The sequence below is a fragment of the Paenibacillus alginolyticus DSM 5050 = NBRC 15375 genome (genome assembly GCF_000422905.1).
Taxonomy (GTDB): domain Bacteria; phylum Bacillota; class Bacilli; order Paenibacillales; family NBRC-103111; genus Paenibacillus_E; species Paenibacillus_E alginolyticus.
Window position 1 is genome coordinate 47,346 of sequence record NZ_AUGY01000011.1, and the last position, 15,089, is coordinate 62,434.

Here is a 15,089-nt window from a genome sequence, read left to right on the forward strand (position 1 = left end):
CTGGAGGGAGGGTGCGATCATCAAAGGTTATTTGCATAAGCGATTCAACATCCGCCTTTTGTCCGGCTCTTATCGAAGCATTCGCACGAAGCTGCTCTTCTGTTTTCTCATTGTGACGATAATTCCGCTGCTCTCACTTGGGGCCTTGTCCTATTACCAATCCGCTAAGGTCATTAATTCTCAGTTTGGCAAATACGGCGAAAACACTGTGGCGCAGTTGGAGCAGCAGATGAGTTCTTATTTGAATCGGATGAATCAGACGACGGAGACGGTTTATTCCTATTTACTTGATCCTGCAAGGGTCGATCTAGGGAACCAGGTTCCGACGACTTATAAAGAAATTATGGATAAGAATGATTTTGAAGTCCTTCTGAAAGCGCTTAAAACCGACCGTACGACAGGTATCTACATTATTACCAGCTCCGGCTACTATTATGGAGAAAATAATCTCGATGTTTCGAAGCTCAGCCGAATACCGGCTTGGCAATCCATGTCGGACGCTAATGAAGGGAAGTACTGGCTAGGATTCTATGCTCAAAATCATGGGATGAAGGAAACCGAAGATTCCGGGATGACCGTACTGGGCTTAGCAGTCCCGATTAACAATCCTTACGGAGCGCTGCGGGGCAGCAAAATTCTTATTGAGGAAAATGCGGAAGACCTGCTTCATATGTTCAGGCTGTTCGAAAATGATACGAAGGCTCATCTCCGAATAGCAGATCCGCAGGGACGTACTATATATGAGACTGCAGCTGCCTTCACATCGCAAACCAGTGATATTGTTTGGAACAAAACACTTGCGGCTAATCATTGGACGATCGAGGCGAGGCTGCCTGCCCAGTCGTTCTATCGCTCCTCCGGCATTATAAGATCGAATACGATTATGGTTGCTGTTGCTTCATGCTTGCTGGCTTTTGGGCTTGCGTATTTATTCTCTACCCGATTAACCGCGCGGATTCGCCGTCTTAAGGATGCGATGCAGAAGGTCAGCTTCGGGAAGCTGCATACGAGGACTCCGGTCGAAGCCAAGGATGAGCTGGGCATTTTAGATACAAGCTTTAACAATATGGTGGGCGGCATTCAGACTTTGATTGGCGAGGTTGAACGAAGCGAGCGGCTCAAGAAAGAAGCGGAGCTTAAGGCTTTCCATTATCAGATCAATCCACATCTGCTTTTCAATACTCTCAACTCCATTCAATGGAAAGCCAGGCTTCAAGGAGCGGAGGACATCCGCGAAATGCTGTACCATCTCACGATGGTGCTCGAAGGCAATCTGGATATCTCGCAGGAGCTGATACCGCTTGGTCGAGAGCTGCGGATGATTGAGCATTTTCTGAAAATCCAAGAGGTCCGATATGGCCCCGTTTTCGAGTATGAACAGGCATGTGATGAACAGCTCAAGCGGTATCTGATTCCCCGCATGACACTGCAGCCGTTGTTCGAGAATATTTTCTTCCATGGCTTCGAGGACGGCAAGGGAGTGATCCGCTTAACCGTTCGGGAAGAAGGCAATCAGTTGCTGCTTATATTATCAGATAATGGAGTGGGAATTCCTGCGGATAAGCTGAAGCGCCTGCTCCGGCCAAGTGATATGAAGCGTAAGGGCAGAGGAGGCCTGGGTGTGCAAAATGCAGATCAGAAATTCAAGCTGCATTTTGGCCTGCAGCATGGGCTAACGGTGCAATCAATCCAAGGTGAAGGGACAACGATCATCATAGAATGGCCTAAGAAGGAGGAGAGTCCGCATGGAAACAAGCAAGACCATTAAGGTGATTATCGCAGATGACGAGAGCATCGTCCGCAAAGGACTTCGTTCCACGGTTCCTTGGGATAAATACGGAATGGAAGTGGTGGCGGACGCCCCGAATGGCCGCAAAGCTTGGGAAGCCTTCCTAGAGCATAAGCCTCAAGTCGTCATTACCGACATTGTTATGCCAGAAATGGACGGTATTGAATTGTCACGCCGAGTCAAGGAAGCAGCTCCCGATACGAAAATCATTCTGCTAAGCTGCCACCGGGATTTCGAGTATGCGCAGCAAGGAATGAAGCTGGGAGCAGCCGGCTATCTGCTCAAAACCGCCTTCGAGGATGAAGAGCTGGAAGGCATGCTGGCGAAGTTTCAACATGAGCTTGCGATAGCTCCCTCGGCACCAGTAACTGCCCAGACAGTTGGCAGCGAAGACGAAGATGAGCGATTGGGTACCCTGCTCTATGCTTGGCTGAATGGCCATAATGACAAACTTGTTGGGGAAATGGAGAAACGTACGCGCGAAGCGTGGTCTTTCCATGGTGAACCGGTTTATGTCTATCTGATCAAAACTTCCGGGTGTGCGTCGTGGCTAGAACTGCTGAAGGAAGCACTTGAGGAAGACCGCCAGCTATGTAAAGGGGCAATCATTCCATACGGGGATGAGCGGTGCTACCTTATGGTGCCCGAATCGCTTCTGAACGCTGCGGAGAGCTTGCTTGTGGAGAGAAAGAGCGAGAACGCGAAGCTGCAGTGGGCCAGAAAAGGACCGCTCACAAGTACAGAGGAACGTCTTGATGCGTTGTTAGCCCTGCATAAAGCAGCGGAATTGGAGAAAGTCTATGGCGTAATAGCCACAGATTGGCCGGAGCCGATCTGGAAAGCGGTTAAGCTTCTGCATGACAATCCGGCGGCTGAGTGGTCTGTCAGCGATGTGGCGGGACAGGTTGGTCTCAGCCGAAGTCACTTCTCTATTATTTTTAAGAAAACGCTGGGAGACAGCTTCGTGGCTTTTCAATACAAACGTAAGCTCAAGCTGGCTTACGGATTATTAAAGGATACGCCGCTGACGATGCAGGAGATTGCTGAGCGCACGGGGCTTGGAGACAGCAAATATTTCAGCAAATGGTTCAAGCGCTGCACAGGCCAAACGCCAAGTCAGTACCGCGCCGAACATAAAGACGGCACGCTCCGAACATATGGACACCCGCCTCGGTGAATCGAACAAAAACGCACAAACATTCGAATAGTTATCGGTTTTGAACCGCTTTCATTTTAGTTATGATGAAAGCGGTTCAATTATTATCTACTCATTCACGGATAGGGGAGCTGACAGAATGAACATGAAACTTTCACTCATTGTTCTTACAACGGCAATGGCGATGACGACGCTTACAGCATGCAGCAGTAATAACGAAGGTACGACTAGTAAGGCGACACAACCGGCGAAAGGTAACGATGCTGCCAAAGAGAAGACGCTTCGATTCGCTACATGGGATACCGGGGATGCACTGAAGATCGAGCAGGATATCGCGAAGAAGTTCGAAGTAAACCATCCTGGAACGAAGGTTCAGGTAGAAGCGTACGCTGACGGTTTCGACCAGAAGCTAGCTGCGGGTTTCGGCGCTACGAATCCTCCGGATGTGATGTACATGTGGGATTTCCCAACGTATCATCAATCGCTTGAGCCGCTGGGCAGCTACGCTGACGGGGACAAGGACTTGAAAAAGGATGATTTCTACAAAGGGCTGTTCAATTACGCAACGATCGAGAACAAGCTCTATGGAATCCCGGCTGGTTTCACTACTCGGGTCGTGTATTACAACAAGAAGATGTTTGATGATGCAAAGATTCCTTATCCGAAGGACGGCTGGACATGGGATGATTTCCAGGAAATCTCCAAGAAGCTGACGGATAAAGCCAAGAAACAGTATGGTTTCGGTGTTCGAGCGGATAACGATACGTACGATCTGCAAGGATTTGTATGGAGTAACGGCGGCTCTTATATTTCTAATGACGGCAAGACGATTAATGGTTTTATGAACAGTAAAGCAACAGCCGGAGCCATTCAAATGTTCGGGGATATGGTCAAGAACGGTTCGGCCGTGCTGGCCGGAGGCAAAGGACAGCAAAGCGGTGAGGATATCTTCAAAGGCGGCAAAATCGCCATGTGGGAAAGCGGTATCTGGCCGCTGGAATCGTTCAAGGAAGCCGGGATTGATGTAGGCACAGTGGAGATGCCGGCATTTCCAGGCAAACCTGTCAAAGGCGTGATTGCTGAATCTGCCCTATCGATTGCGAAGGATTCGAAACAGAAGGATCTGGCTTGGGAGTTTATCAAATATTATGTTTCCAATGAAGCGATCAAGATGCGCGTAGCGGATTTACCAGTCAGAGTAAGTGTCGTAAACGAGCTTAAGAAGGACCAGGATCCACTTTACAAGCCGTTTTACACGATGCTGCAGCGTTCGGATAATTCGCCGGCATTCCTGCTTAATGCCAAGTGGAATGAAGTGAACCGTCAGCTATCTTCGGCCGTAGAAGCTACCGTGCTTGGCAGCAATGCACAGGATGCACTGGATCAAGCCGTCAAAGACAGTGAGCGTTATTTGAAATAAGATTTCTACAGAAAGAAGGTTAGGGAGATGGCTCAGACCTACCCGCAGCAAGCAAACGCAGGGAAACAAATGGCCAGCCTCAAGCCTAGAAGGAAACGAAGTTGGGGTGGGGTCGCTCCCTACCTCTTCATTTTCCCATGGATCTTTGGATTCCTAGTGTTCACTTTAGGGCCGTTGTTATTCTCGCTTATCATTTCGTTTTTCGATTGGCCGATTGTAGGTAAAGTACGCTTTATCGGTTTAGGCAATTATGTGGATATGTTTACGAAAGACCCGCTGTTCTGGAAATCGTTCTGGGTGACTATCAAATTCGCAGCGCTGTTTGTTCCGCTCAATATAGCGGTTGCGCTTGGACTAGCGATTCTGCTCAATCAGAAAATTCGCGGCAGCGCGATTTTTCGAACCGCATTTTATCTGCCCTCTGTGATCTCAGGCGTGGCGCTAGCTATGATCTGGTCCTGGGTGTACAGCGGAGATTACGGCATTCTGAATTATTTTCTGTCGATCATCGGTGTCCAGGGTCCAGACTGGTTGAATAGTAAACAATGGTCTCTGGTAGCGATGGTTGTTGCCAGCCTATGGGGGCAAGGCTCGATGATGCTCGTTTTTCTCGCAGGGCTCAAGGGGATACCGAAGGATCTATACGAATCTGCTTCCATCGATGGTGCGGGTAAGCTCAGACAATTCTTCAGCGTGACGATTCCGATGCTCAGCCCGACCATTATATTCAATCTGATTACGTCCATTATCGCGGCGTTCCAACAGTTGACCCTTGCGCTCCTGCTCACCGGAGGCGGTCCGCTGAAATCAACGTATTTCTATGCGATGTACATGTACGAGAATGCTTTTAAATTTTTTAAAATGGGTTATTCCGCGGCTAACGCATGGTTCATGTTCCTTATTGTCCTCAGTCTGACTTTCCTTGTATTCAAATCGTCAGAGGCTTGGGTGTTCTATGAAGGCGAAATGAAGCAAAAATCACAGAAGAAAGTGAAATCCGGCGGAAGGAGGCGGTCTGCATGAAACGGATCATCGTATATCTGATGCTGATTATCTGCTCGCTGCTGTTCATCGCTCCGCTGTTCTGGGCGGTGACGACAGCGGTGAAATCGCCTGCGGAGCTGTACCTTTTCCCGCCAAAATGGATTCCTTCCGTTTGGAAATTCAGCAATTTCGCCGATGCATGGACGATTCAGCCTTTTAACTTATTCCTGAAAAATACCGTCATTGTGACGTTGATGTCAACGCTCGGCCAACTGATTTCCTGTACGCTCGTAGCCTACGGGTTTGCGAGATTCCAATTTAAAGGGCGCGATCTGCTGTTTCTGATTGTGCTTGCTACGATGATGATCCCTTGGGAAGTCACCATGATCCCGCAGTATATGGAGTTTAACTACCTGGGCTGGATCAATACGCTCAAACCGCTTATTGTTCCGTCGTGGTTCGGTTCGGCTTACTTTATTTTCTTGCTGAGACAGTTCATTCTGACGCTTCCTCGTGAACTAGATGAGGCGGCAACGATTGACGGGGCAAATAAGTTTGCCATTCTTGTGCGAATCATTGTTCCGCTTATGGGACCATCGCTCATCTTAGTCGGTGTCTTCCAGAGTATGAGCTGTTGGAACGATTATCTGGGACCGCTCATTTTCCTTAATGATCAATCGAAATATACACTGACACTGGGATTGTCGCAGTTCAAAGGGATGTTTGGCGTCGATATGCAGTCCATTATGGCGATAACTTGCCTGATCTCCATCCCGCCGCTGGCTGTATTCTTCTTCGCGCAGCGCTATATTGTCGGTGGAATCGCTGGAACGGGGATTAAGGGGTAGATTGGTCCTTCTATGATAAAAGTCATTGGAATTTATACAATCAAATCCCATTTCATGCAGTGAATATCATCATTCTATTGCAATTATCCAATGAGTTACATGCATTTTCGCCTAGATTGAGCTTTTATTGGCGCTTCTGTTGGATTAATTCCAATAGAGCATGTTATTCAAGGCTTGATTGTGCGAAACCATTGTATTTATTCCAATGGATACGTTTTGCGTCTCGATCTCGTAGTATACTTTTTCCGCGATGAGGGAATTTTAGTGATTTTTTTAAACAGTAGATTCATAGATCCATAGAGAGAGATTCGAGAGGAGAGACAACCATGCGTAACGAGAAAGTGGCACGCGATTGGGATAATCTTGCGGTGTTAGAGCGCAACCGCGCGAAGAGCCGCGCGTATTTTATCCCACATTCCGACCCGGCCGGAGCTTTGAGCTATGACCGAGGGAGCTCCCCTTGGTTCAAATCATTGAATGGTAGTTGGAAGTTTCATTATGCGAAGGGGCCTGAATGGGCGCCGGATGATTTTTACCTAGAGAATTATGACATGTCGGGCTGGGATGAGATCCAAGTTCCGAGCCACTGGCAGCTGAAGGGATATGGAAATCCGCATTATACGGACTTATATTATCCGTTCCCGGTTGATCCTCCTCATGTGCCTAACGATAATCCGACGGGCAGCTATGTGCGAGAGTTTGAGCTTCCACCGCATTGGGACGGCAGAAAACTGGCCGTGAAATTCGACGGCGTGGATAGTGCCTTTCACGTATGGGTCAATGGGACTTTTGTTGGTTACAGCCAAGGAAGCCGACTGTCGTCAGAGTTTGATTTGACGCCATATGTTAAGCAGGGGATCAATCGTATGGCGGTTCGCGTCTATCAATGGTCAGACGGCAGCTATTTGGAAGACCAGGATATGTGGTATATGAGCGGTATTTTCCGGGATGTGTATCTGATTTCGGAGCCATCTTCCATACGTATCGTTGACTATCGAATCGTTACTGAACTGGACGCGGACTACAGCGATGCGACTTTATCTGTTCAAGTTGAACTGCAAGGAGATGCTCTGCAGGGGGAACTCCAACTGCAGCTGCTGGATCATGAAGGCGTACATGTTGTTTCGGCCGAAAAACAAATCACTGACGCCGCTGCTGGCCAGACGATTCTGGAATTTTCAATGCCAGTGACGAAGCCTGCATTATGGAGCGCTGAAGCTCCAACTCTGTATCATTTGACGATAGGCATATTGGATCACAACGATAAATTGGTGGAGGCGGTTGCTCAACGAGTTGGCTTCCGCAAGATTGAAGTGAAGGATGGCCAGTTTTTGGTGAACGGCAAGGCAATCATGCTGAAAGGCGTAAACCGTCATGATCACCATCCGGATACGGGTCGTACGGTGACGCTGTCGACCATGATTCAAGATGTAAAGATGATGAAACAGCATAATATCAATGCGGTCAGAACCGCTCATTATCCGAATGATCCGCGGTTCTACGATATTTGTGACGAATATGGCTTATATGTCATGGAAGAAACCGACTTGGAAACACACGGCTTCGAGCCTCTGGGCAATATTTCACGGCTAAGCGATGATCCTGCATGGCAGGAAGCTTATGTCGATCGCATACGCCGCATGGTGGAGCGCGATAAGAATCATCCTTCTGTCCTATTCTGGTCACTTGGCAATGAGTCCGGCTTCGGATGCAACTTCCGTGCGATGTCAGCCTGGTGCAAACAAGCAGATCCAACGCGGCTCATTCATTATGAAGAAGATCGCGAAGCGGAAGTGTGCGATATTGTGAGCACTATGTACTCTTCTGTTGAAAAGATGGCCGGTTTCGGTCAGCTGGTGGATCATCCTAAACCGCATATCCTATGCGAATTCGCCCATGCCATGGGGAATGGTCCAGGCGGACTCAAGCCGTATTTTGATACCTTCGATGCTTATAGAAGGCTGCAGGGCGGTTTCGTTTGGGAATGGATCGACCACGGTATCCGCAGGAAGACAGCGGATGGCAAAGACGACTACGCTTACGGCGGAGACTACGGCGATGTGCCGAACAACAGCAATTTCGTCATCGATGGTCTTGTTCGTCCGGATCGGACACCTTCCCCAGGTCTAATTGAATACAAGAAAATTATTGAGCCTGTAAGGGTCGAGTATATAAAAGATAATCGCATACGTATTATGAATCGCTACGATTTTGTAACGCTCGATCACCTCTATGCAGATTGGAGCGTGACCGTAGATGGGCGGACCGTCCAAAGCAGTGTGCTTGTTCTGCCGCGAATTGGCCCTGGTGAAAGTGCAGAGCTGTATGTTCCCGTGAGAGCAGATCTGCAGCTAGCCATATTGGATCAGGGTGCTGAGCGCTGGTTGAATGTCGGCTTCACGCTTGCGGCAGATTGCATCTGGGGTGAGCAAGGACATGAGGTAGCTTGGGCGCAGATCGCACTAGAAGCAGTTGGAAATAGTGAGCAAACAAGAAATACCGGAGTTAGCGCCAAATCGTCAGCTTACGAAGCAGCTAGTCTACCGATGCGGAGCTTATCCTGCGCAGAGGAAGGGCGCAAGCTCATCCTCGCAAACGATTCATTCCGAATCGCATTCGACACCCGGTGTGCAGGAATCAGCTCACTGCGAATGAATGGCCAAGAGCTAGTGAACACGGGGCCGCGTCTTAACTTTTGGCGTGCGCCGATTGATAACGATATGTATGTCCTGCCTGACTGGTACAAGGCGCATCTCAATAGGCTCAGCGAGCGAATTGATGATTGCCGCTGGGAGCGGCTGGACGAAGGGACGATTCGTATAACTTGGGAGTCTCGCATTGCACCACCAGTATTCGACTGGGGCTTCCGATGTGAAACGACTTACACCATAACGGGCTCAGGTCTTATCGTGATCGACGTGCATGGCGTTCCAGAAGGCAAGCCGCCTGCCATGCTTCCGAAGATTGGACTCCAAATGGAGATACCGGGGGACATAGACGCTGTGAAATGGTATGGACGTGGTCCGGGAGAGAACTACTCCGACAGCAAAGAAGCAGGACGCTTCGGTGTGTATCGGAAGTCTGTTGATGAACTATTCACGCCATATATTTATCCGCAGGAAAACGGCAACCGCACAGATGTAAGGTGGATATCCATAACAGATGGCGCCGGAATCGGTCTGCTCGCGGTAGGAGCACCGACACTTGAATTCAGTGCACGACGCTATACCGACGCTGACTTAGAAGCAGCCAAACATGCGAGTGATCTTGTTCCGCGGGATTTCATTACACTCAACTTGGATTACAGGCAGAATGGTCTGGGCAGCAACAGTTGTGGACCGGCTCAATCCCCAGAGAACACAGTCACATCGGAAGCATTCCGTTTCCGGATGCTGCTTAAGCCATTTCTATCCGAAGATGCCTCACCGGACCGGTTGAGTCATCAAATGAAATTAGAAGTGAAACAGCTACAACAGGAGGGTACAAACCATGCTTAATACACAAGACGTTTTGAACTTATCGGGAAAAATAGCGGTTGTGACCGGCGGTGCCTCAGGGATCGGCCTTGCGACCGCTGAACTGCTGGCCAGCTTTGGAGCATATTCCGTCCTTCTAGATATTAACGAAGCGCAGGGTGAACAAGCTGTGGCTGGCATCAGACAGCAAGGAGGTCAAGCGAGTTTCTACCGCTGTGATGTGTCTTCCTCTGCAGATTGCCAGCGTGTTGCAGCAGAAATTGATGCTGCACACGGACGAATTGATATTTTGTTCAACAATGCTGGGATTATTCGTCGTAAAACGGTCGTTGAGCTGGAAGAACGTGATTGGGACCTAGTCATTGATGTCTCCTTGAAGGGCGTTTATCTGCTGTCCAAATATATCATCCCGATCATGGAGCGTGAGGGCGGAGGCAGCATCATTAACTCCGGCTCAGGTTGGGGACTTAAAGGCGGAGACCGCGCAGCTGCCTACTGCGCTGCCAAGGCTGGCGTTGTGAATTTAACGCGGGCTATGGCTATCGATCATGGCGTCGCCAACATTCGCGTGAACTGCGTATCGCCAGGCGATACGGACACGCCGCTGCTGCGTGATGAAGCGAAACAGCTGCAGCGAAACGAGGCCGAATTCCTAATCGCCTCGGCTGGCGGCCGCCCGCTGGAAAGACTCGGAACACCGCGAGATATCGCCAATGCGGTCCTATTTCTGGCGAGCGACATGTCTTCCTGGGTAACGGGAAGCGTGCTTGTTGTAGATGGCGGGGGCATTGCTTAAGGGCGATTCGCACCTAGCTACGCTTAGCAAGTTTAGAATCTATGAGTTCGTGTTTTTTAAACTACCTTTATAAGTACAACAACGAATGGAGGCGTTACCTTTGCCTAATAACAGAAATTATGCCCATCCTTATATACCGAATACCGTGCCTGAGGTTCGTGATGCGATGCTGAAGGAAATCGGCCTGACCTCGATGGATCAGCTTCATGACGCCATTCCAGATAGCTTGAAGCTGAATCGGGAGATGAACCTTCCGCCTGCCATGACGGAATATGAGCTGCGCCGTCATATAGATGGTTTGCTCGCCAAGAACAAACACGGCGCCGCTTATCTGAATTTCCTCGGAGCGGGCTGCTGGCAGCATTTTATTCCGGCTGTCTGTGACGAAATCAATCAGCGTTCCGAGTTCGTTACGGCATATGCCGGTGAACCTTATGAAGATCACGGACGATTCCAAACTCTGTTCGAGTACCAAAGTTTAATGGCTGAGTTGGTTGATATGGACGTCGTTAATGTCCCTACCTTTGACTGGGCACAAGGGGCTTCAACAGCGATTCGAATGGCGGGCCGCATTACCGACCGCAGTGTTGCACTGCTTCCAAAGTCAGTCGATCCCGACAAAGTCATGATCATTAACAACTACTGCACACCTGTGATGGAGCTGCGTTTTGTTGAAATCGATGAGACAACCGGCAAGATGGACTTGAATGATTTGCGCAGCAAGCTATCCAGCGAAATAGCTGCGGTATACTTCGAGAATCCTGGTTACCTTGGGATCATCGAAGACCAAGGACAAGAAATTTCGGAGCTTGCTCATTCCGTGAATGCCATCTCCATCGTTGGCGTGGACCCAATCTCACTCGGCGTTCTTCAGCCTCCTAGCCAATATGGCGCAGATATCGTCTGTGGAGATTTGCAGCCGCTGGGGATGCATATGAACTACGGCGGCGGGCAAGCCGGATTTATCGCGACACGCGATGAAGAGAAATACGTCATGGAATACCCTTCACGATTGTTCGGCATCGTGCCGACGGAGGTAGAAGGCGAATATGGCTTCGGCGACGTGGCTTATGAGCGCACATCCTTCGCGCTTCGTGAGAAAGGGAAGGAGTCCGTTGGTACCCAGACCGCATTATGGGGCATAACAGCAGGTGTCTACTTATCTTTGCTTGGGCCAACTGGTATGCAGGAGGTCGGCGAGACTATCATGCAGAAGTCGCAGTACGCGGCCAAGAAACTCTCCGCCATTCCAGGCATTTCCCTTCGGTTCGCAGAAACAGCTTTCTTCAAGGAGTTTGTTGTTGATTTCAACGATACAGGCCTAACGGTTGCTGAAATTAATGCGCGTCTGTCAGAAGCAGGAATATTCGGAGGCAAAGATTTGTCCGGTTCTTTCCCGGCATGGGGACAATGTGCCCTCTATTGTGTTACTGAAATTCATTCACAGGCTGATCTAGATCGTCTGGCAGACACCATTCAAACCATTGTTCGCAAACCGTGATCGACATATATAGAGAGGACGGAACGCCATGAAACGAATTCGCAGAGACCATAAAGTCCGTAATTTTCATCAAGCCAAATGGGATGAGCCGGTCATATTTGAGCTTCACCGTCAGGGTGAGCGAGGGGTCATTCCGCCAGGAACGGAGGCTGGCATTTCAGCTGAAGTGGGAGACGGGATTGGACGTATACCTGTTTCCATGAAACGAAAATCAGCGCCGGCTTTACCCGAAATCGGTCAAGCTAAGGTGCTTCGCCATTATTTGCGCCTATCCCAGGAGACTCTTGGTTCCGATTTGAATGTCGAGATCGGCCAAGGCACCTGTACGATGAAGTATATTCCGCGCATCAACGAAATGCTTATCCGTACGCCTCATATGATGGAGCTGCATCCTCTACAGGAGGCTGATTCCGTGCAGGGTATGCTGGAGATTTTCTATAAACTGGACCTTGCGATGCGTGAGATCAGCGGAATGGATGCCTTCTCGTTCCAACCGAGCAGCGGCACGCAAGCCTTGCTAGCGATGGCTTCCATCGTTCGCGCTTATCATGATTCGCAGGGTGAGGGGGATCAGCGGGATGAGATCATTACGACGATTTTCTCCCACCCCTCCCAAGCGGCGACAGCTGCAGTTAAGGGCTACAAAATCATCACACTGCATCCTGATGAAGATGGCTTCCCAGACATAGAGAAGCTGAAGAGTGTCATCTCCGAGCGAACAGCTGGTTTTGTCGTTGCGAACCCGGAGGATACGGGCATCTATAACCACCGAATCCGCGAGTTTACCGACCTTGTCCACGAAGCGGGCGGAGTCTGCTTCTACGATCAGGCCAACGCAAACGGCTTGCTTGGCATCACGAGAGCGAAGGAAGCGGGCTTCGACATGTGCTTCTTCAATCTGCATAAGACATTTGCGGCTCCTCATATGTGCGGTGGTCCAGCTACGGGTGCACTTGGTGTAAGCGAGGGACTGAAACGCTTCTTGCCTGGACCGCTTGTGGATTACGACGGAAGCCGTTATGTTTTGACGAATCAGACGGCAGACAGCATTGGCAAAGTTCGCAGCTTCCACGGGGTTGCACAGACGGTCCTGCGTTCTTACGCTTGGCTTATGAGCCTCGGTCCGGATGGGCTGAAGGATGTCGCCCAAATTGCGGTTCTGAACAACAATTATCTGTATCATAAAATCCTGCAAATCCGCGGAGCAAGCGCACCTTATATCAAAGGACGCCGCCTCGAGCAGGTTCGCTACAGCTGGAAGCAGCTTACAGATGAGACAGGTGTCACGACAGAGGATATCACTCGCCGGATGTGTGATTTCGGCCTGCACTACTGGACGTCCCATCACCCGTATATCGTGAAGCAGCCGTTTACCTTAGAGCCGACAGAGTCGTATTCCAAAGAGGATCTGGACGAATACATCCATGCGCTGGAGCATATTTCGAATGAGGCCTACACACAACCTGATATTGTGCGGTCAGCTCCGCATAACAGTACCGTTCATCGGAACGACGAGTCGTCTCTAGATGATCCGAAGCAATGGTGCATTACTTGGCGGGCGTATTTGAAGAAGACTCAACTGGTATAAATCGAACTATCATATTTATCTTGTTATCATCTGTAATTATTGTTGAACAGAGAGGCTCCGTGAGGGGTCTTTTCTGTTTGTAAGTATGAGGGACAAACTCTAAACACAATAAGTGGAATCCAATATTTTAATAAGGGATCCCACTTTATTCATTTGTAAATTCAATTGTAGAAAACACATTGCTTTCTCATAGCTTCTGAAATAACTGTGAAATCCGTTAGATCAATTTCAAAGTGTCCCTGCGAAAGCGATATCCCCAATTTCGGTTTCCCTTGGTGAAACTCATTCTCTCCAAGAGGGAATGGGCGGGAGCCTCCGTACACTCATAATAATCTATGTTGCGTCGATATGGAATGAAGGATTCACTCATAGGATACTCGTACACTTCGTCACCTCTCACTTGTCCAATTGCTGTAAATGCTTGTAAAGGTTCACCGCTGTTTAAATCCGTTTTTGGGGAGTAATAGATTAGCCAATCTCCCTGTCTCATTCGCTTTAAGGATGCGGCTTTTCCGTGACACAATTGTGCAAAGCCACCTTCTACTCCTCTTATGACGTGCGATTTAGAGACAACTCCGATCCAATAACGAAGATTATTATTTTCCATATAATTCACACAACCTTGAGTTCAATTTTTCGTCCCATTCTTTCAACCGTGATATGGAGGCCCTCTCGATATCAGGCATACCACTCCGCTCAACACCAGGTATTGGGTATGAGCTCATGGAAGGGTTCTTTCTACCGCCGATTCAATTTACTGCTCTAGAGGCGTCCATGCTGTTACTCGGGAGCGACTATGTAGCTACTACTTTTGACAGTACATATGCTGAAGTTGCGCATACAGCACAAGAGAAAATAGAGGCAATTATGCCTGAAAAGCAACGGATACAGGTTCAACAGCTGCGTGACAGTATTCATCTTCTGAACTTGGACGAAGCTTTTCATGCCCCGAACATCACGGAATCCGATCAAGAAATATTAGGGCTTGTACGCAGAGCCGTGTTGGAACAACGTGAGCTCTCTTTTACGTATAGAAGCCGCCGATCTTCCCCTTATGCATCCGAAGAACCCTCATGTACACGAAACGCTCATCCTTACGGACTCGTTCATCAGAGAGGAATCTGGTACTTCGTGGGTCATTGCACCATGCGCAATGAACTGCGTCAATTTCGTTTGGAGCGTATGGAGTCTGTTACTCTGTTGACAAGCACCTTTGCGCGTCCCTCCGAATTTCGGATGAGTGAGTATGAGCCAGAACAAAACTTTCTAGTAGAAGTGACCGTATCGTTCACAAAAGAGGCAGCTTCTTGGGTTCGAGAAAATCCCTCTTTCTATTTAACAAATTTGGAGGAACGAGAGGACGATGTCCTTGTGACGCTGCATTGTCGAAATGAACAAGATATTCTGCAATGGGTACTCAGTTGGGGGCGGTACGCACGTGTGTTACAGCCACAATCGTTGCGCGAGAGCATCAAAGATCACGCAGCGTTCCTTGTCGATGCTTATCGGGAACTGGAACCTTCTTGAGAGT

At 49.1% G+C, this 15,089-nt stretch carries 10 protein-coding genes and 1 pseudogene; 10 read left to right on the forward strand and 1 reads right to left on the reverse strand.

Going from position 1 to position 15,089, the window contains the following annotated elements:
• Positions 1 to 31: 31 nt before the first annotated feature.
• The 9 genes from G519_RS0105450 to gcvPB all read left to right on the forward strand — a co-directional run bounded on the left by G519_RS0105450 (position 32) and on the right by gcvPB (position 13,558).
• Positions 32 to 1,768 (forward strand): sensor histidine kinase, encoded by a 1,737-nt coding sequence (locus tag G519_RS0105450; RefSeq protein WP_051253129.1) that lies wholly within the window; start codon positions 32 to 34, stop codon positions 1,766 to 1,768.
• Entirely contained in the window at positions 1,746 to 2,966 is a 1,221-nt protein-coding gene (locus G519_RS0105455; protein ID WP_029193824.1) for a response regulator transcription factor, read from the forward strand. Before G519_RS0105450 ends, G519_RS0105455 begins: the two co-directional genes overlap by 23 nt.
• A gap of 118 nt (positions 2,967 to 3,084) precedes the next feature.
• Positions 3,085 to 4,365, forward strand: a complete 1,281-nt coding sequence (locus G519_RS0105460) for an ABC transporter substrate-binding protein (RefSeq protein ID WP_029193825.1) — start codon at positions 3,085 to 3,087, stop codon at positions 4,363 to 4,365.
• A gap of 69 nt (positions 4,366 to 4,434) precedes the next feature.
• The gene (locus G519_RS0105465) at positions 4,435 to 5,388 is read left to right on the forward strand and encodes a carbohydrate ABC transporter permease (protein ID WP_244280029.1); all 954 of its coding nucleotides are present in this window, start codon (positions 4,435 to 4,437) and stop codon (positions 5,386 to 5,388) included.
• A complete protein-coding gene (locus tag G519_RS0105470; RefSeq protein WP_029193827.1) occupies positions 5,385 to 6,197 on the forward strand; it encodes a carbohydrate ABC transporter permease in 813 nt (270 codons plus the stop codon). Before G519_RS0105465 ends, G519_RS0105470 begins: the two co-directional genes overlap by 4 nt.
• A 326-nt stretch (positions 6,198 to 6,523) precedes the next feature.
• Positions 6,524 to 9,694, forward strand: coding sequence for a glycoside hydrolase family 2 TIM barrel-domain containing protein (locus G519_RS0105475; RefSeq protein ID WP_029193828.1), 3,171 nt, complete (start codon positions 6,524 to 6,526; stop codon positions 9,692 to 9,694).
• Positions 9,687 to 10,469 carry an SDR family NAD(P)-dependent oxidoreductase gene (locus G519_RS0105480; RefSeq protein WP_029193829.1) on the forward strand — a complete coding sequence of 261 codons (783 nt, stop codon included), beginning with the start codon at positions 9,687 to 9,689 and terminating at the stop codon, positions 10,467 to 10,469. Before G519_RS0105475 ends, G519_RS0105480 begins: the two co-directional genes overlap by 8 nt.
• A gap of 85 nt (positions 10,470 to 10,554) precedes the next feature.
• The gene (gcvPA, locus tag G519_RS0105485) at positions 10,555 to 11,970 is read left to right on the forward strand and encodes an aminomethyl-transferring glycine dehydrogenase subunit GcvPA (RefSeq protein WP_036632132.1); all 1,416 of its coding nucleotides are present in this window, start codon (positions 10,555 to 10,557) and stop codon (positions 11,968 to 11,970) included.
• 28 nt (positions 11,971 to 11,998) lie between these two features.
• Positions 11,999 to 13,558, forward strand: coding sequence for an aminomethyl-transferring glycine dehydrogenase subunit GcvPB (gene gcvPB / locus G519_RS0105490; RefSeq protein WP_029193831.1), 1,560 nt, complete (start codon positions 11,999 to 12,001; stop codon positions 13,556 to 13,558).
• 161 nt (positions 13,559 to 13,719) lie between these two features.
• Here gcvPB and G519_RS41835 read toward each other — a convergent pair.
• Positions 13,720 to 14,165, reverse strand: a pseudogene (locus G519_RS41835) (EVE domain-containing protein).
• Between the two features lie 116 nt (positions 14,166 to 14,281).
• Between G519_RS41835 and G519_RS41840 the strand changes: the two are divergent.
• The gene (locus G519_RS41840) at positions 14,282 to 15,085 is read left to right on the forward strand and encodes a helix-turn-helix transcriptional regulator (RefSeq protein ID WP_161632903.1); all 804 of its coding nucleotides are present in this window, start codon (positions 14,282 to 14,284) and stop codon (positions 15,083 to 15,085) included.
• Positions 15,086 to 15,089 lie beyond the last annotated feature (4 nt).